Origin of the sequence: Paraburkholderia franconis (assembly GCF_009362735.1) — a bacterium.
GTDB lineage: Bacteria > Pseudomonadota > Gammaproteobacteria > Burkholderiales > Burkholderiaceae > Paraburkholderia > Paraburkholderia franconis.
The window spans coordinates 1-17,161 of sequence record NZ_WHNP01000108.1 but is presented as its reverse complement, the minus strand read 5'-3'; the positions used below and the strand labels follow the sequence as shown (position 1 = coordinate 17,161).

Genomic DNA, 17,161 nt, shown 5'->3' with positions numbered 1-17,161 from the left:
GATAGGAGCTGTATGAGTCGAGAGGCTCACGTACAGTTCTGGGAGGGCCTGACGGTGCGATTCCGCTGGGCTACTCAACTATTTGAAAGCGTACGACTCGATAGGCCACGCGCGTCGCTCAATCGGCAATTACCTGAACTGGTATAACCAGAATCGGCCTCATTCGAGGCTGGCCGATCAGACGCCGGATGAAGCATACTTCGCCACGCTGCCAGCGATAAAATCGGCAGCTTGATTGCCTCAACAATTCCACTTAAAAATCTCGGGACCCTGTCCGAACAAGCGGAGCCACCTCTGATCGAGTTGACGTCCACCCACGACTGCGAGTGCATGACCGCGCCGTCGCGGGTATCGGCCTGCTTGCCCGCCTCGATCTACTTGGGCTCCGCGAACGCGCTCACCGACATGGCGAACGGAACCAGCGCCAGCATCAATGCGGCGACCCTCTTCATGCGCCCACGCGCGGTAGACCATGAGCCACTATCATCAAACTCGCAATTACGACAAGCATTACAGTAACAGCGGCTTGCACGAAATCGTGCCTGGATCGGGTGATCCTTGAAGTTTCAATAATCCGGTTGCGAGTGTTGCTCAGGTCACGTCAGCGCGCGAGTTCTTGTGCCGGATGCACAGGATATCGGCGATGTGCTCCATTGGCGTGTCGGACACGATGACGGTGAAGGCGGTCGGCTTCGTAAGGTGCATGAGCGGTGTTCCGCGATTGGACAGTATTAACAGGATGTTGGAAACCCGACGCGTCTCGCAATTGATGGAATAGCGGCCCCGCCACTCAGTGATCTTCGGCAGGCCCGGTGAAGTCCGCGTCGGTTTGTTCCAGATTGTGCGCAGCCATACCTTCACCACAGGTCCGGAGTGCGTGAGTGACGCTTTGTCGAAATCTGTGCGCATTCCTCGGCCCGACTCGATCGTGATCCATTCCGAGGCATGCGTGCCAGCCGTAAAAGCACACAGCAATGCCGCAACAAAAGCCATTTCCTTTATCGTTCTCATATCCGAAGCAAGTGGTCAAGCACACGCCAATCAGGAAATTCGAACCTTCAACTTCAGGAAGGATATACGCTTCAAAATGGCGTCGATAAGCAATGGATTATTAAGGAAAATTCACCTACCCGCTCCGAAGCCCGAATTCCCTGCCCGTTCGGCGCGAGTTCATAGCGTGGAAGAATCGAACCCAAGCTCATAGAGAGCATCGCCAAGCCCGCCGTCAGTTTCCCGTAGAGAGGGAAAGGCAAAACGCTTGAGACCGTCGCCAGCGTGACCGAACCCGTTGTCGTTGACGATGAACATGTTCGACGAGATCAAGATCGGCGGGGGCATTTGTCAGCTCGTCGATCGCGATCGCGGTAAATTGAACTGGCTTGGAGCACGCTGGCTATCGCGTGGAGCCGCCGAAGGACGCGCGGCAAGTTGTGCGGCGCGCAAAAGACCGGTCGGTGGCGGCGCCCGCGCTCCGGCGACGGCCCGTCGGCGGCGTCCTTTGCCGGACGCTCCGCAGCGACCTACGGCACAGTAAAGCGGATTGACCTCGACCACGTAAACAGGAATCCGCTTGTCGTGCGCGTTGAACTTGGTCGCCGGGTAGTTGTTGCTAACAAGCGCTTTCGATTGCACATAAAGGCGCACTCCGGAGGCGAACAAACCTCGTTCTCGTGCCCGAGGTTCGTCCCGTTGCGGCAGAACACGAATGTTTTGGCTCAGGGGGCTGCCACGCGCAGAACCAACAGGTGGATCTCGCCCGGATTCGTAGGCCTTGCCTCGATACACCGCTTCCGTCAGCGCGACGTTATGTACGCGCGATGATTTTGCATAAATCAAGTCAACAATTAAATAGTTATACTACATACAGTATAGCTGCACCTGCGTCCGCCGTGATCCGTCCCGTTTGCGTTAAAACCGGCGCGAGCGCGCGGTGCCAATTGAAGGCGGCGAGTTCAGGGCTTGTAAGAGCAAGGGATTCCAAAGTCGACACAATGGTAGCCGTGGAAGATCTGGGCATCCGCCAAAACACGGTGTGGCTACGTCGGTGGCCAGTTGCCGCATAGAGCTGGAACGATCAGGCGTTCGCACACCACAAAGGGGGCATCCGGCAAGAGACGTTGCTCGTGGCCTTGTGATGCTGTGAGGCAATAAGGGGAATTACTAGCGTTGCAACAGTTGCGGGGCTTCAGGACTGCGACCGTGCTAGAGTGCCCCCGGCATTACAGAAAAGAGGAATATTCATGTACGTGAATCGGAATCGTCTTTCCGTGCCGTCTTTGCTACCGGTCCTTTTCACTGAACTCGACATCAAAATCAGTTATGCGCTGTCCGACGCGTCTTTACTGGACGCCACCCAGTGGCAGGACGTGGACCGCCGTCTCAACAGGCTACGCGCCGCCCTGGCGGGAAGTCACTGCCTGCATCGTCCACACAACGACGATCAGCTGCTGCAAGTCTCAACACCCACCGACTCCCTCTTCTAAAAATTAGATAAACGCCCGCACGCGCAGTGCGCCCAGTCAGCAATACGTGATACTGGCCCGCGGCACGGTAAAGCTGATAAGACAATCACCGTCCGCGTGCCATCCAGGCCGCACCACGCGGGGTCTTCGCTGGCGAGAATTCCGGCGTACCGTGCAGGAGACTGCACCAAAGAAGGCGCGTCTGAAAAATGTTGCCCGCCGCCCGGATTGCTTGCGATAACGGACTGCACCACCTACGATGGCCGTGCGCCTTTTGCCCGAACTCGAATGGGAGGTGTGCGTCATGGATAAGTTCCAGTTGGACGGTCGGTGTACTTGTGGTGCGGTACGGTATCGCCTGTGCAGCAGCCCCATGTTCGTCCACTGTTGTCACTGCCGCTGGTGTCAGCGCGAATCGGGGGCGTCGTTTGCGCTGAATGCGATGATAGAAGCCGACCGCGTGAAGCTTCTCGCTGGTACGCCTGAGATCGTGGTAACACCGTCGCGGAGCGGAAAGGGGCAGAAAATCGCCCGTTGCCCGATCTGTCATGTGGCGGTCTGGAGCCACGGACGCTCGGGGTGACGGCGCCCCGGTTCAGCGCATCGTGCCGTCTCACGCCGAGCGCGGCTGCCGAGCAATCGCTGACCACCATCCGGCAGATACTGGCTTCCCGGGCCGGCCATCCGACGCGCACGCTCGCGCGCGTCTGACGCAGATAAAAACTTCGCCGGGCGCGGACGCCCTGACTATCACGTAGACGTGGCGCGTGTTAACGGCACGTGGCCGCAAAGCGGGGCACAGCGGGGCTGGCGGGAACTGGCCGCCTGTCTGTGTCTCGCCCGAAATGGGTCCGCACAGGTGCGGGCCATTTTTTTGACACTCTTTCGAGGGCATAGAGACGGTCGACGGCGTGCTTATGCCCGGTCGATCGGGCTGCCGGTTTGGGCGTCCTGTTGTCATGTACATTTTTTTCGGATAACACGAGGGATCGTAACCGAGCTCAGCAACCGCATGATTTCAATGATGAGCGCCGGAGCGCCGGAGCGCTGGGATCCGTCTGGGTGCCTGCAGATTTTGCCCAGCTGGGTTCGCGTGATCTCGTTGACAAAACCCTGCAGCGGCTTGTCGCCAGCGGCAAGCTCCGTCGGATAGATCGCGGCCTGTATGACATGCCGTCGATCAACCGGCTGACGAACCGCCCGAGCGTTCCCGACTATCGCGCCGTGGTCGAGGCAGTTGCCAGACGCGACCAGATCCGGGTGTTAGTTGACGGTATCACCGCTGCGAACGACCTTGGCCTGCAGCTCGTCGATACGACGCATCAACACCAGTTCGGCTTCGTCTATAGCACGCGGCACGTAATACGCGCTGGAGCGGCTTATGCCTACCAGCCTCGCCTGGCGGGCCACCGGTAGCGTATGGGCGTGATCAATCATCGCTTTCCGCTCAGCAAACCGGCCCTGCCGAGCGCGCCGGATAAAAATCATTTTCCTGCGTCAACTGGCCAATCTTTGCGTGCAGCGCCTTCAGATCGACCGGCGGTTCCGCTGCTGCTGGTGCGGACGTGCCGAACACGTCAGCCGCACGCTCCTGCAATTGCCGCTTCCACTCGGTGATCTGGTTCGGATGAACATCAAACTGCTGAGCCAGTTCGGCCAGCGTGCGTTCGCCTCGGACAGCGGCCAATGCCACCTTCGCCTTGAACGCCGCCGAGTGAGTACGCCGGGTTCTTTTTGTCATCGTCTGATTTCCTTTGCCGGCATTATGCCAGGCTCAGAGACCAGTCGCTCCACTTACACCACTGTCTGAATTCCCGGCGCCACCTCTCATGCCTCTTGGCGCACTAATTGGGTGCTTCGGTGAACGCTCGTTGCCGGGAAGCGGCGACGACAAGCGCCCCAGTGGCGGACGCGTTCACGCTACGCGACCGCACCGATCCCTCTCGCGTATTCCCTTGCATTGCGCGGGACAGCCTGAGGACAGCTTGGGTCGACACAAGCCAACATGTATCACTCAGCCTGCGACTAAGACTGTGCGTCTCGAGAGACGCCTTCACATACGCATCAATGGCTGCGACAACGATTTCGCGGAGGCAATCAGATCGTCGAGCATCGCGGTGCGCTTGCTGGGATCGGTATCGCGTCCCGTCATGAAGCATAGCGCTGCAATGGGCAGGCCGGTGCGATCGCGAACAGGCGCGGCCATGCAAAGCCGGAACGACATTGAAAGGCCTTCCGTGCAGCAATAGCCACGCGCTGCCGCATCGTGCACGTCCCGCATGAAGTCGTCAAACCCGATGCGGCGACCGTCATCCAGCACGTAGTCTTCGTCTGGAATCAGCGCATGGACGTCGTCGTTGGTCAGATGTCCGAGCAACAGTCGGCCCGTGGCCGTCCACGGAATCGGCACCTTCACGCCGATATCGGAGGTGATGTTAAAGGGGCGCGCGCTGTTCTCCGACAGCACAACCGTGTACTTGTTGCCTTCGAGCATGCACAGTTGCGTCGTCTCGTCATACTTGCGCACGAGACCGAGTATGGTTTGATGCGCGCGGCTGATGAGATCGTTGTGCATCGCGTAATCGGCGCCGTAGTAGTGCATCTCGCGCCCGAAAAACACGCTGCCATCCGCGGCCGTTTCGAGCCACCCCGCCTCTGTGAGAATCGTGACCAGTTCGTAGACGCTCGAGCGCGGCGCACGCGTCGCCTCGATTAGTTCGCGCATCGTCAGTGGGCGCCGCGCAGTATGCAGTTCCCTGAAAATGCCGATCACGCGGTCCACTCCCCGTGCCCGTGACGATTCTGATGCAGACATTCCGTAGACTCCGACGGCGATAGGGATTGCGGTTCGTTCTCGTGTTGTTGCCATTCGTGCTTTCGCGTGTGCACGGCGTGCCGATGGAAGCGATGCGATCAATGATCGAGCACACGGTGCAGGAATTGCTTCGTCCGTTCGTTCTGCGGCGTGACGAAGATCTGCTCGGGCACGCCCTGTTCGGCGATCACGCCTTTGTCCATGAACACGACGCGGTCTGCCGTCTTGCGCGCGAAGCCCATTTCGTGCGTGACGACGACCATCGTCATGCCGTCGCGCGCCAGTCCACGCATGACTTCCGTGACCTCGCCGACCAGTTCGGGGTCCAGCGCGGAGGTCGCTTCGTCGAAGAACATGATGCCGGGCTCGACAGCCAGCGCCCGCGCAATCGCGACACGCTGCTGCTGGCCGCCCGACAACTGGCTCGGATAGTGTTCGGCGCGATCGGCGAGGCCCACGCGGTCGAGCACGTCCATTGCGCGTTTGCGGGCGTCGGCGGGACTCATCTTGCGTGCCTTGATCAGCGCGAGCGTCACGTTGCCGAGCGCAGTCTTGTGCGGAAACAGATTGAACTGCTGGAACACCATGCCGACATGACCGCGGATTTCCTTCGCGCGGCGCACCTCGTGGAGCGGAACTTCGTTGACCCAGACTTCCCCCGAATCGGCCGTTTCGAGACCGGCCATGATGCGCAGCACCGTGCTCTTGCCCGAACCGGATGCGCCGATCAGCACGAGCACTTCGCCGGGGCGCACCTCGAGATTGATTTCCTTCAGCACCTTCGTCGCGCCGAACGATTTGCTGACGCCGTTCAGGTTGATGACTGGCTTGGACCCGATGGATGTGGTCATGACAACAGGCTCCTACGATCATGGTGGCGCACCCACTGCGACAGCGGGAAACACACGACGAAATACAGTACGGCGACGAGTCCATAGATTTCGACCGGCTTGCCGACGCGATCGACGATGGCCTGACCGCCATGCATAAGTTCCGACATGCCGATCATGCTGACGATCGACGTGTCCTTGATCAGCGACAGGTACTGGCCGATCAGCGGCGGCAATACGATCTTGCCCGTCTGCGGTAACACGACTGAGAAGAACGTCTGTGTCTTGCTGAGACCGAGAATCTGCGAGACTTCCCATTGCCCTTTGGGCACGGCTTCGATGCCCGAGCGGAACACTTCGGCGATATAGGCGCCCTGGTAGACGCTCAAGCCGACGACACCCGCCGCGAACACATCGATCGCGTAGCCAAAGTACGACACGCCGAAATAGATGAACATGAGCGTGATGAGCACGGGTGTGCCGCGAAACAGTTCGGTGTAGAGCTTCGCGACGCGCGCGCTGCCCCACGGTCCGAACGAGCGCAATACGGCAGCGAGCAGGCCGATCAGCGTGCCGCCGACAATCGACGCCGCGGAGAGCAGCAAGGTCGCGACCAGTCCCTGAAGCAGGATTGACAGGCTTGTCGTCAGCAGTTCGGTTGACATGGGCGGTTTCCCCTTCGATGGTTCAGGTGCGGTTCGCCGGACGCGGAATCAGTAAAAGTCGTCGGCGCGTGTGCTGCTTGAGCATGAGGGGCGGGTGGAATACGCGCGCGCCGATCTGTTCTGCGATCCATGACAGGCAATTGCTCAGGATCAGATACGCGATCAGCGTGACCGAGAACGTCTGGATATAGAGCAGGGTGCGGGCATTGATCACGGTCGCCGTGCCTGTCAGTTCCGGCAACGCAATCGCGGACAGCAGCGACGTGCCGAGCAGCAACTGGATCAGGTTGTTGACGATGGCGGGATAGACGGCGCGTGCCGCTTGCGGCAATACGACTTCGATAAAGACCTGCGAACGGCCCAGGCCGAGAATGCCGGCCGCTTCGATCTGTCCGCGCGGCACCGACTGAATGCCTGCGCGGAAGACTTCCGCCATATACGCACCCACATTCACGCCGAGCGCAATCACGCCCGCCGAGTACGCACTCAGATTCAAGCCCAGCGACGGCAGACCGAAGAACACGATGAATATCTGCAGCAAGACAGGCGTATTGCGGATCAGCTCGATATAGCTGCGCGCGACGACACGTAACGGCGCGAGATGCGAAGCGCCCGCGAGCGCCGTCAGCAGACCGAGAATCAGCGCGACGCAAAATGCGAGCAGCGTGACCTGCAACGTGAGCCACGCGGCCTGAAAGAATTCGGGCACATAGCCCAAGAGGGTCAGCCATTGATAACTCATCGCCATTCCTTCGCAAAGTCGGATGTCGCTGGCGCCACGCGTTCGTGTTCAGAACTGCGGGTTGAGCGGATAGCGGGGCGGGGTGCCGAACCATTTCGTGTACAACTGCGCGTTTTGTTTCGACGCGTTGATGTTGAACAGGAACAGGTTCAGGTAGTTCAGCCAGACCTGATCGCCCGCCTTTACACCGAATGCGTTGTATTCGAGCGGCACGAGGGCTTCGTTGGTGACGGTGAGTTCAGGGTCCAGCTTCGCCTGGTAGGCGAGGAAGTTGTTGTCCTCGATCATCGCGTCGGCCTGGCCCTGCTTGACGGCGAGGATGGCGGCTTCCGAACTGTCGTATTCCTGGATCTTCACGGAGATGCCCAGCGCGCGCACTTCGTCGCCGTTCGTCGATCCCTTGACGGTCGCAATCGTATGGCCCGACATGTCCTTGACCGACTGGATGCCGCTGCTCTTCTTGACGAGCAGCGCCTCGCTCGCGACGACATACGGCGTCGTGAACGTGATTTCCTTGGCACGCTCGAGGTTGCGCGTAAAGTTGCAGAAGACCACGTCGACCTTGGCGGTCTGCAGATTCGGAATGCGGTTTGCGCTCGTCGTGTTGACCATTTCGAGCTTCACGCCCATCTGCTTCGCCAGTTCTTTCGCGAGATCGACGTCGTAGCCGTCCGGTTGCCCGCTCTTGTCGTAAAAGCCGAATGGCGCGAAGGTCAGACAATCGCCGACGCGCAGCGTGCCGCGTTGCAGGACAGCCTGTAAGGTCGAGCCGGTCGCGCCATCCTGGCTGGGCGTCGCGATCTTGGTGCAACCGGTGAGTGCCAGCAGGCCGACGACGGCGGACAAACAGGCGAACCTTACGCTTTCTTTGAACAGTCTCATTTTCTACCCTGTGAAAGGAATGCCATCCTGGACGGAACCCGACCGGAGCGGTGATGGCAACACGCAGACATGAAAAACCGAACGACCGCGCACCTAGCTGTCCGGTATATCGGAATCGAATCCGGCACAGCAGATACGGGCCAGTGTTTCATGGAAAAAAGCGAATGACAAGTGGGTATACCAGCACCTCGTGGGGCCATCAGGGCGCGAGAGACAGTCTCGTGCTGCTAGCGATGTAACCACCCGATACGTCTTGAACGGGGAGTGTGCAACGGGAACGCCTTTTTCCGCGTACAAGGAAACAACGGCGCGACAAGGATCACTAACTATAAGAGATCGTCGTGACTATTCACCGGGTGCGTCACGTCGTTTCGCAAATCTGCTTTTGATAGATAAGGAGTACTATTTTGAATCCAATCCATCGGTCCGCCATTGAAGGCGGAGCACAGATCACGCGCACGAGCGCTGATCCGGCCGACGGGCCGGGTCCCGATGTGATGGCTGCTGCGACACTCGACGTCAATACCGTGCTGAGCGCAGACGGTGACGACGTCGGCAAGATCAAGGAGATCATGTTCGACGTGCGCACCGGCCATATAGCGTACGCGGTGCTCGCAAGCGGCGGGTTTCTCGGTATCGGCGGCAAGCTACTCGCGATCCCGTGGGCCATGTTGACGCTCGACACGTCGCGCGAACGCTTTGTAGTGTCGGCATCGTCCGAGCAGATCTGGAACGCACCTGGCTTCGACAAGGATAACTGGCCGGCGATGGCCAATCCGGACTGGGCGGCTGTGGTGCAAACTGGGTAGGTGGGCGAGTAACCGCCCGTTTCCCAGAGACCTCAACGAGTTGAAAGAACCGCCGTCCAAACCGAGGACACAGTGGTCTCTTTGAGATGCACGCCGGTGAGATCGAACTGGCCTTTGCGAATGCGATGCATCAGCTCGATACCCGAGATCGTAATGGCCGCGTTGCGCAAGCGTTTGAACCCAAGCATTACGTTCACGCGCGATTTGATGTGCCGATGATCCTGCTCAATCAGGTCATTCAGGTACTTCGAGCATCGCAATTTCGTTCGCTCGGGCAGCGACTCCCCGGTTTTCATCTCGCGGACTGCTCGGTGCGATGCCGCGTAGCCGTCCAGAGTAATCGTTGCGGGAGCGCGTCCCTGTGTTCTGATCGCCTTCACGAAAAACGCCTTTGCTGCAGCCACATCGCGCCGGGCGCTGAGACGGAAATCGATCGTCTTTCCGGCTCGGTCAACTGCGCGGTAAAGATAGGTCCATTTGCCCCGGACCTTCACATAGGTCTCGTCGACACGCCACGACTGACCGGTCGACACAGCAAATCGATTCCCCGATTCCCGGCCATTTCGACCTAGACTTGAATTGATTCGCTCGCCAGGTTCGGCGTCCGGAATCGCCACTGACGCGCGCGCAAAGCGCGCCATGCCCGAATGCCATAAGCGCGCACACCCTGCCCGCGTTTGAACGAAGGAGGTCAATGCCATGGCCGAGAACTGGAAGGTTGCCGGTACGTATTTCGAAAGCTGTAACTGCTTCGCCCCGTGCAGTTGCGTTTGTCTCAGTCCGCCGTCGGATGGAGACTGCGCGGTGCTGATCGGTTGGCACGTCGATCAAGGCGAGTTCGCCGACGTGACACTTGACGGACTCAACATCGCTCTCTTTGCGTATTCGCCCGGTCACATGCTGCAAAACAAATGGAAGGTGGCCCTTTACCTCGACGAACGCGGAACACCGAAGCAGCAAGAGGCGTTAGGCAAGATTTTTTCCGGTCAAGCCGGCGGGCCGCTTTCCGCGCTGGGTCCGATGATTGGCGAAGTGATGGGCATCAAGCCAGCCGCGATAGACTACCACGTCGACGGAAAGCGTCGCAGCCTTCGCATACCCAATGTGGCGGACGTCGAAATTGAAGCGTTGTCTGGTCAGGATGGGGGCGACGTCACCATCAGCAATCACCCGCTGACCCCTGTCCCCGGATTTGCGGCGGTGATCGGGAAATCGACGCGCTTTCGCTTTACCGACCACGGCTTTTCCAGAGAAATCTCGGACCGAAACGGCTTCTATTCTCCGTTCGCCTACCATGGCTGAGCCAGGTTTTCGGGGCGGGTTCGTGACGCGACGGCTGCCCGTGCGGGACCGCGTGATCGTACTGTCGGGACTCACGGCCGCAGCAACGCTCGCATGGGCCTACGTGCTGTATATGAGTTGGGGTATGGAGCACATGGACGCGGGCGCAGCCATGGCCATCATGCCGCGCATGACGGATTGGGGCGCCATCGATCTGCTGCTGGTGCTGGCGATGTGGGCTACGATGATGGCCGCCATGATGCTCCCGTCGATCGTACCGATGGTTCTGAGTTTCGCGTTCTTGAGCCGCCAGCGGCGTGCGCAACGGCTGCCGTATGTCCACACGGGTGTATTTGTTCTCGGCTACCTGGCTGTGTGGTCCGGCTTCAGCCTGTTAGCGACGCTCGCGCAGTGGGGCCTGCTCGAGGCCCGTCTCGTTACGCCGATGATGGTCAGCGCAACCCCGCTGCTTGCGGGCGCTCTCCTGGTCATTGCGGGAGTTTTCCAATTGACGCCTCTAAAGCACGCGTGCCTTAACAAGTGTGCTTCTCCACTCGGGTTTCTTCTGACCGAATGGCGTGACGGCACCCTCGGTGCCTGGATCATGGGATTGCGCCACGGGGCCTATTGCGTTGGCTGTTGCGGGCTACTCATGGCATTGCTCTTCGTGTTTGGCATCATGAACGTGCTTTGGGTTGCCGTTCTGTCAATCTACGTGATGCTCGAAAAAATGCTGCCGCAGGCGCGATGGCTTCCTTTTGCGAAGGCGGTGCTGCTGGTTGGCTGGGGTATCGCTGTTGCAACAACGGGGTGAGGTCGCGCACGGGCAGCCGGCTAAGTCGCCTGGCGACACGACCAGATTGCGTGCGACGCGCGGCGCGCCTGGCACGCTAGCGCAGCAACGCCAGCGGGTTATCGCGCAGATATCGGACATCCGCGCGCGCCCGTCGCTCGCGCCCCACAGCGGTCCGTTGAACGGACGCCAGCGAGCGTCGCCGCGTGGATGCTTTCCGATAGCCGGCGAAACCCAGCTCGGCGTCGCGCCTCGTCGATGGGCGCGTCGGCGATTGCGCTCATGTCGTGCTCCCGCCAGCACGAAGTGGCATTCGGCAACGTCGCGCCGTGCATATCGGCGATATGTACGGGGACGTCCGCAAGGTCTTTTCGATCGCGCTCGCATCGGGGCGTACACCGGGCAATGAGATCGAGGCGCCGATGGCGATCGTCGTTCTTGACGGTCTAATACCTTGACTCCTTGAAACGAAACGGATCATGCTCCCAACGCTGGCGCAGATTGGGCCGACCAGGTTATCCGTCCGGCATATCCGGCGCCGACATGCCATGGCAAGAATCGAAGCGAATGCAACTCGCAACGCAAACCCCATGGAAGAAATCGCCATGCTTGACGAGAAGAAACTGCACCTGGTGTTTGAGGTGAGCCTATGGTTCAAGGGAATTTTTGCGCTTTCAGAAAGCGCTGCCGGCATGGCCACATACTTCATTCCTCAGCGGCTTTTTCTGACTTTTGTACTTTGGGTCACCAGGGACGAGTTTGCGGAAGATCCGCGCGATCTCGTAGCAAACTTTCTTCTTCATACCGTGCAGCATCTTTCTGTCGACGCCCAGAAATTCGCGGCGATATATCTAATCGGACACGGGGTGATCAAGCTGTGGCTAATCGTCGGTTTACTGCGAGAGAGACTTTGGTACTTTCCCGTTTCCATCGCTGTCTTCGGCCTTTTCATTGTCTATCAGGTCTATCGATTTACGTTCACGCACTCGGGCTGGTTGTTACTCATCACGGCATTGGACATTGTCATTATCGCCCTCACGTGGCACGAGTACCGATATCTCCGGCGTTCGAACCACGCTCATAGTCAATCAACATTCTTTTGATCAACCCGTTTGGCCACGAAATGGCACCGTTGTCATGCGCTAACATCTGCCACAACTCTGCTCTGAATTACGACGCCCTGGCGCGGCGCTACGGACGTTTCGAGCACGACAAGGTCGACGGTTTCGGGACTGCGCGTGTGTGATCCAGAACGGTCGCCGCCTGGTGACGGGAAGAGCCGGCGAGCGAGCGCATTCCGGCAGCATGACTCTGACCAAAGCGGTCCAGTGTCGGGTGGACAACGCGATGAACCAAGCCAGATCGAACATCGCAGCTTCTCTGGTGCCATGTCCATCTGGCAAATCCTGCGCCAACATGCCCTTCATGAGAAACTGCACCTGGTGTTTGAGGTGAGCCTGTGGTTCAAGTAATGTTCGCGCTTTCAGAAATCGCCGCCGGCATTGCCACATACCATACTTCAATTCCGCAGCGGCCTTTTCTGACTTTGGTGCTTTGGCTCACCAAGGACGGGTTGGCGGAAGATCCACGCGGTCTCGTAGCCAACTTTCTCGTTCATACCGTGCAGCATCTTTCTGTCGACGCCAGAAATTCGCAATCCGTCGCGTTCCTGCTGGAACGCAGTGCGCTAGGCGGCGGCTTCCGAGCGAGGAACCACCTCCATGTAGTCATGCAACACAAGTCCATAAGGGAGCGTGATGTCGGCAATGAAATGAACGGCTCCGAAAACGCGCTTGACGGGAAGATCCGCAACGGGCGCGTTGACGTGCGGGACAAGGCCGAGCCGCGCCGGACCCGACCATGCACCTTTGACGCGAATGTCGGCCAGGTTGTAGCCGACGAGTTGCGCAATGGCAGGCGCGCCGTCGACACCCGGAATGATCTTCAGATTGACCTGGGTGGTACTCATCTTGTCGATAATCGACGCAGGGGAGCAGGCACGTCTGCCTTCGACGTCGTAGAGCAGATGTTGATGCTTGTATCCCATCGTGCCGACAGCGACCTGGACGCTGGCATATTCGAGTGTTCCCGTTAGCGTGTCCTGTACGACGGAGAGCCTCGGCCGCGCGTGCTTCTTCGGAAAGCCCCATATCTCGCGTCCGCCTGCAATGGGCGGTTCGTCATCGAGATACATCTGCGCGGTGAAATTGACGTGCTCGTCGCCGAGCCTTGCGGGAATCACGACACCCGATTCCGTGTAATCTCCGAATCCCGAGGAGTCCGGCATGCGGATGAATTCGAAAAGCGCAGTGTTGCTGCCGTCCGGTTGAAGGGGTTCAGGCAATGCGTCGCGTAGCGCATCGGCATCCGTTTCATACGTGATGATCAGATATTCGCGGTCGATGAACCGATAGGGGCCGCGCGGATACGACGGTGAGGCGGCGGGCATCGACGGCAGGGCGAGGACATCTTCACGTTTCATGGCGATCTCCAAAGAGTCGTTCTACGACATTGCAGGGACTGTCGGTTTCAGGTACGAGCGTCGGTGCGTTGAGCAGTGTCGCGCGGCATCGCGACGGCATCCACGCGTGTTCTCGCGCGAGCCTTGTGATCCAGTGACAGGTCAGCGAGCGGCTTGTGGCCGTTAATGTCTTCGGCCTCGTTTGACCGGGTAAAGCGCAGGTGCGTGATGTCTGTCGGGAAGAACATGCTCCAGCTCCACTCGACAAAGACTCTCAGCTTGCGGCCAAGCGTCGGAATGCGCGAGAGATAGAACGCACGCCACAGCAGCCACGCGGGCAGACCGGTCACGCGTACGCCGTAGATCGACGCGACGCCCTTCATATGACCGATGGTGGCCATCATCCCTTTTGCCACGAACGAAAACGCATGCGTGTCCCTGCCTGTCAGATGGCGCATGAGGTTGTCCGCAAGTTGATGTGCTTGCGCCACCGCATGCTGTGCCGTAGGCGGCGACGGTTGTCCCGTCGCTGCATTGCGTACCAGCGCGCAGTCTCCCGCAGCCCAGATGCCTGGGAGATTGGGCACGCTCATATCGGCTTGCGTTTCGATGCGACCGCGCTCGACGGGCATGCCGATGCGCGCAGCAAGCCGCTCGATCAGCGGGTTCGGCTTCGTGCCGATCGTACAGATCACCGTCGACGCAGGAAGGAACTCGCCGTCCTGCAGCACGACGCCTGCTGCGTCGACGCGCGACGCGCGCGTGCCGAGCCTGACGTTAATGCCCCGATCCGCCATGTGTTGCCCAGCCATCGCGCCAAGCTTTTCGGGCATTTCGGGCAGCAGCCGGCTCGCGTCGTGCAGTATCGTGACGGCAAGTTCCTCCTCGCGCACGAGCTTGTAAAAGTGCCGCACGCTATGCAGATAGTCGGCCAGCTCGCCGGCCACCTCGACACCGGAGAATCCGCCGCCCACGACGATGAAGTGTCCAAGGCGCCGTCTGACGGCTGGGTCCGACTCCAGCTCGATGCATGCGAGCCGTCGCAATACCTGATTGCGGATGAACATCGCGTCACCGATCAGCTTGAGCGGCAACGCGTGCTCGTTCATGCCCGGCACGAGATCGAGGTTGGCACGCGTTCCAAACGCGAAGATCAGGTGTTCGAAGGCGATCTCGCGAGGACCGGCGAGCGTCGTGCCATGAACGATCCGGCGCTCGTAGTCGATGTCCTGGACAGTCGCCATGATGAAGCGTGAATGCCTGAGCATCTGGCGAATCGGCACGATGACCTGCTCGGGAAAGACAGACGCGCCCACGACTTCGGCAAGCATCGGATTGAAAGTCGTGAAGCTTTCGTCGCTGACGAGCACGACGCGATAAGGGGCAGGCAACCTCTTTTCGAGTGCCTGCGCGAGCGTTGTGCCGGCGAAGCCACCCCCGACGATCACGATGTTCTTTTCAGCTTCCATGTCAACTCCTGCTGCGCACCCTTCGGCCGGAATGGCCTGCATGGGCCTGTGAGGTAGTGTGGGAAATCGTCCTCACGCGGAAATCGCCTGGAATTCACTTTTTCGTCACGACATCCAGACGGCCACGTCGACCAGGCCGGCTACGCCCGCGACCGTCCGGGCCGACCTTGTCGGCCTGGTCTCGGCGTAGCCTTGGGCGATAGCCTGCGCATAGGTGGCACGCGGCGCCATCGCGCGCGTGTTCTCCGCCTTGTTGTGCTTTTCGAGCTTCGCAGCGAGATTGACGGCATCGCCGATCACCGTGTATTCGAGCCGCTTTCCATCGCCGACGATGCCAAACAGCACCGGACCGCTGGCGATGCCGGCGCCGACATCAGGCGCCGGCTGGCCGGAACGGCTGCGCGTTGCACGCCAGCCATCGACGGCGTGCATCACGGCATCGACGGCGCGCAACGCATTCGCTGCATGCCGCGTATCGGGTATGACGGCGCCGAAGCTCGCAAGAATGCCGTCGCCGAGAAACTTGTCGATACTGCCGCCATGCGAGCGGATGATCGGCACGATCAGTTGCTGATATTCCCGAAGCAGCGCGATGAGATCGGTGACGCAGAGCATGCGCGACGCTTCCGTAAAGCCGCGCATGTCGAAGAACACAATGGTCGCTTCGCGTATGTCGGCCTGCCCCGGCGTTGCGGACACTTCAGACCGTGTGATGCGGTCCGCGACCGGGTCGTCGAAGAACATCGAGAGGTCGGTGACGGCCTGCCGGCCCGACACCGACAGGATGACGAAGCGGCGCGCGCGGGCGAGCGCCATTGCGAGTACCGCCGTCGTCACGACGATCGCAAGTACTTTGTCCAGCTCGCCGCCGAAGTGAATCTGCGTCGAGCGCAACGAGGTGACGTAATCCCACGTCACCGCGTTGCCCTGTGCATGAGTCAATGCGTAAGCAAGCAACGCCAGCCATCCTGCCGCCGCCGTCAGGCCCGACAGCAGGACCCATATCGGCTCGAAGCGCAGTGTCCGAAGAGCAATGAGTATGAACACGTATGCGAACTCAGTGCACTTCAGAGAGAACGGCGCCGGCTGTTCATACTGCAGGTGATACGCCCAGATCACGAACATCAGCACGGCCATTTCGGTCACGACGGTCGCGCCTACCATCCATCGCTGAAGCTGGCCCGTCACGGCAAGATAGAGCCGTATAAGTGCAACAACCGAAAAGAGTGTGAGACCGAGCGGCACTGCCCGAATGGGCGCATCCGGCGAAAAGCCGGGTGGGGTAATCGCATAGAGCACAGCGAGGACAGCTGCAATCAGCAACTGAACAGCCGTCACGAGCAGCTCGCTACGGTACTGCTCGCGTTCCAGTTCTTGCAGTACGCGCGTGGGCCATGCTTCGGCGTGCATACGCCTTCCCAGCATCGAAACGAATGATTGCGTGAGCGTCGACATTCGCAAATCCTGGTCGTGTCCGGGAATGTGCTAACCCGATGCAGGCCGGATGGCACCGCCCGCGATCTTCGTGCATGTGCCAGCTGGAAGCAGGAGCCATTCGTCGCCTGCCGCATCGCGTGGCGCGCGGCCGGCGCATGCATGCTTCGCCGTGCCGCAATCGTTTCGTCCGGCTCGCACGATGCCGAAGCACCTTTCGCGGCAATGTCCCGGGCGTAGTTGAAGGTTGAAGGCGGCGGTTCCCCGTTGGAAATCCGAGAGAATCGGGTTTCGACGACCAACTTCCCGGACAGGGGACCAAGGAGAACCGCCAAATGAAGCGTACCAAGAAGAAGCCCCAAAGCGCCAGCGCGCCGTTGCACGTGGTGCCCAAGCAGGACCCGGACGGGCTGCGCGCCTGTTTTGCCGAGAACAGTCAGCTCCTGTTGCCCATGCTCGATCTGATTCAGAACACCCGCGCCAGCATCGACGAGTTAATGCACGAAGCCGGCCGTAGC

General features: G+C 59.9%; 17 protein-coding genes and 5 pseudogenes. 9 read left to right on the top strand and 13 right to left on the bottom strand.

The features are described 5' to 3' along the window. Window positions 1–82 precede the first annotated feature (82 nt). Window positions 83–235 carry an integrase core domain-containing protein gene (locus GCT13_RS43455; protein WP_407670939.1) on the top strand — a complete coding sequence of 51 codons (153 nt, stop codon included), beginning with the start codon at window positions 83–85 and terminating at the stop codon, window positions 233–235. Between the two features lie 356 nt (window positions 236–591). Here the strand turns inward: GCT13_RS43455 and GCT13_RS43450 are convergent, their stop codons facing one another. Together GCT13_RS43450 and GCT13_RS48890 are read right to left on the bottom strand one after the other, a co-directional pair. After that, window positions 592–993, bottom strand: a complete 402-nt coding sequence (locus GCT13_RS43450; RefSeq protein WP_152767919.1) for a surface-adhesin E family protein — start codon at window positions 991–993, stop codon at window positions 592–594. Between the two features lie 177 nt (window positions 994–1,170). After that, window positions 1,171–1,338 (bottom strand): hypothetical protein, encoded by a 168-nt coding sequence (locus tag GCT13_RS48890; RefSeq protein ID WP_193727934.1) that lies wholly within the window; start codon window positions 1,336–1,338, stop codon window positions 1,171–1,173. Between the two features lie 902 nt (window positions 1,339–2,240). Here GCT13_RS48890 and GCT13_RS43445 point away from each other — a divergent pair. From GCT13_RS43445 to GCT13_RS50145, 3 genes and pseudogenes are all read left to right on the top strand, one after another. Then, window positions 2,241–2,483: a hypothetical protein gene (locus GCT13_RS43445; RefSeq protein ID WP_152767918.1), complete on the top strand. Its 243-nt coding sequence runs from the start codon at window positions 2,241–2,243 to the stop codon at window positions 2,481–2,483. 283 nt (window positions 2,484–2,766) lie between these two features. Continuing rightward, window positions 2,767–3,042, top strand: a pseudogene (locus tag GCT13_RS43440) (GFA family protein); the annotation flags it as partial. A 482-nt stretch (window positions 3,043–3,524) separates the two neighbouring features. After that, a complete protein-coding gene (locus tag GCT13_RS50145) occupies window positions 3,525–3,878 on the top strand; it encodes a DUF6088 family protein (RefSeq protein WP_321575013.1) in 354 nt (117 codons plus the stop codon). On the opposite strand, the pseudogene GCT13_RS43430 reads toward GCT13_RS50145, so the two are convergent. The 6 genes and pseudogenes from GCT13_RS43430 to GCT13_RS43405 form a co-directional block, all read right to left on the bottom strand. Beyond that, a pseudogene (locus tag GCT13_RS43430) lies at window positions 3,765–4,203 on the bottom strand (transposase); the annotation flags it as partial. The gene GCT13_RS50145 and the pseudogene GCT13_RS43430 overlap by 114 nt on opposite strands. Window positions 4,204–4,515: 312 nt before the next feature. Further along, window positions 4,516–5,277 (bottom strand): IclR family transcriptional regulator, encoded by a 762-nt coding sequence (locus tag GCT13_RS43425; protein WP_152767916.1) that lies wholly within the window; start codon window positions 5,275–5,277, stop codon window positions 4,516–4,518. A gap of 98 nt (window positions 5,278–5,375) precedes the next feature. Further along, entirely contained in the window at window positions 5,376–6,128 is a 753-nt protein-coding gene (locus tag GCT13_RS43420; RefSeq protein WP_152767915.1) for an amino acid ABC transporter ATP-binding protein, read from the bottom strand. Beyond that, window positions 6,125–6,772 (bottom strand): amino acid ABC transporter permease, encoded by a 648-nt coding sequence (locus GCT13_RS43415; RefSeq protein ID WP_152767914.1) that lies wholly within the window; start codon window positions 6,770–6,772, stop codon window positions 6,125–6,127. The genes GCT13_RS43420 and GCT13_RS43415 overlap by 4 nt, the downstream gene beginning before the upstream one ends. A 22-nt stretch (window positions 6,773–6,794) precedes the next feature. Further along, a complete protein-coding gene (locus GCT13_RS43410; RefSeq protein ID WP_152767913.1) occupies window positions 6,795–7,514 on the bottom strand; it encodes an amino acid ABC transporter permease in 720 nt (239 codons plus the stop codon). 48 nt (window positions 7,515–7,562) lie between these two features. Then, window positions 7,563–8,396: an ABC transporter substrate-binding protein gene (locus GCT13_RS43405; protein WP_152767912.1), complete on the bottom strand. Its 834-nt coding sequence runs from the start codon at window positions 8,394–8,396 to the stop codon at window positions 7,563–7,565. Between the two features lie 431 nt (window positions 8,397–8,827). Between GCT13_RS43405 and GCT13_RS43400 the strand changes: the two are divergent. After that, window positions 8,828–9,187: pseudogene (locus GCT13_RS43400) on the top strand (PRC-barrel domain-containing protein); the annotation flags it as partial. A 50-nt stretch (window positions 9,188–9,237) separates the two neighbouring features. Here the strand turns inward: GCT13_RS43400 and GCT13_RS43395 are convergent. Further along, a pseudogene (locus GCT13_RS43395) lies at window positions 9,238–9,729 on the bottom strand (IS6 family transposase); the annotation flags it as partial. Window positions 9,730–9,904: 175 nt separating this feature from the next. Here GCT13_RS43395 and GCT13_RS43390 point away from each other — a divergent pair. The 3 genes from GCT13_RS43390 to GCT13_RS43375 all read left to right on the top strand — a co-directional run bounded on the left by GCT13_RS43390 (window position 9,905) and on the right by GCT13_RS43375 (window position 12,382). Beyond that, the gene (locus GCT13_RS43390; RefSeq protein WP_152767911.1) at window positions 9,905–10,507 is read left to right on the top strand and encodes a DUF1326 domain-containing protein; all 603 of its coding nucleotides are present in this window, start codon (window positions 9,905–9,907) and stop codon (window positions 10,505–10,507) included. Between the two features lie 124 nt (window positions 10,508–10,631). Beyond that, complete coding sequence (locus GCT13_RS43385; protein ID WP_152767921.1) at window positions 10,632–11,300, top strand: DUF2182 domain-containing protein; 669 nt, start codon at window positions 10,632–10,634, stop codon at window positions 11,298–11,300. Between the two features lie 458 nt (window positions 11,301–11,758). Then, a complete protein-coding gene (locus GCT13_RS43375) occupies window positions 11,759–12,382 on the top strand; it encodes a DUF2127 domain-containing protein (protein WP_227747316.1) in 624 nt (207 codons plus the stop codon). 584 nt (window positions 12,383–12,966) lie between these two features. Here GCT13_RS43375 and GCT13_RS43370 read toward each other — a convergent pair. The 4 genes from GCT13_RS43370 to GCT13_RS43355 form a co-directional block, all read right to left on the bottom strand. Continuing rightward, entirely contained in the window at window positions 12,967–13,761 is a 795-nt protein-coding gene (locus GCT13_RS43370; RefSeq protein ID WP_152767909.1) for an acetoacetate decarboxylase, read from the bottom strand. A gap of 47 nt (window positions 13,762–13,808) precedes the next feature. Further along, window positions 13,809–15,209 (bottom strand): NAD(P)/FAD-dependent oxidoreductase, encoded by a 1,401-nt coding sequence (locus GCT13_RS43365; protein WP_152767908.1) that lies wholly within the window; start codon window positions 15,207–15,209, stop codon window positions 13,809–13,811. A gap of 105 nt (window positions 15,210–15,314) precedes the next feature. Beyond that, window positions 15,315–16,664, bottom strand: coding sequence for an adenylate/guanylate cyclase domain-containing protein (locus tag GCT13_RS43360; protein WP_152767907.1), 1,350 nt, complete (start codon window positions 16,662–16,664; stop codon window positions 15,315–15,317). A 30-nt stretch (window positions 16,665–16,694) separates the two neighbouring features. Next, on the bottom strand, window positions 16,695–16,928 hold the full coding sequence (locus tag GCT13_RS43355) for a BufA1 family periplasmic bufferin-type metallophore (protein ID WP_321575012.1): 234 nt from the start codon (window positions 16,926–16,928) through the stop codon (window positions 16,695–16,697). 50 nt (window positions 16,929–16,978) lie between these two features. Here GCT13_RS43355 and GCT13_RS43350 point away from each other — a divergent pair. Next, a pseudogene (locus tag GCT13_RS43350) lies at window positions 16,979–17,161 on the top strand (IS256 family transposase); the annotation flags it as partial.